Genomic DNA, 317 nt, shown 5'->3' with positions numbered 1-317 from the left:
TCCAAGCTTTGGAACGACAAGCACGCCGAAGCCGACGTCATCCCCTCCTGCCAGCAAACCCTCGCCGACCTCAAGCTCGACTACCTCGACCTCTATCTCGTCCACTGGCCCTTCCCCAACTTCCACGCCAAAGGCTGCGACGTCACCTCACGCTCACCCGACGCCAAGCCCTACATCCACGCCAACTTCATGAAAACCTGGCGCCAGATGGAAAAGCTCGTGGAGATGGGACTGGTCAAAAATATCGGCACCTCCAACATGAGCCGAGCCAAGCTGGAGCTCCTGCTCGCCGACGCGGCCATCAAGCCCGCCGTAAA

At 59.9% G+C, this 317-nt stretch carries 1 protein-coding gene; it reads left to right on the top strand.

Going from position 1 to position 317, the window contains the following annotated elements:
* Positions 1–317: aldo/keto reductase (locus tag QEH57_RS25060; RefSeq protein ID WP_309009512.1), on the top strand; the 317-nt coding region annotated here is incomplete at both ends.

Source organism: Pelagicoccus sp. SDUM812005, assembly GCF_031127875.1.
GTDB lineage: Bacteria > Verrucomicrobiota > Verrucomicrobiia > Opitutales > Opitutaceae > Pelagicoccus.
This window is presented reverse-complemented; position numbering and strand designations above follow the sequence as displayed.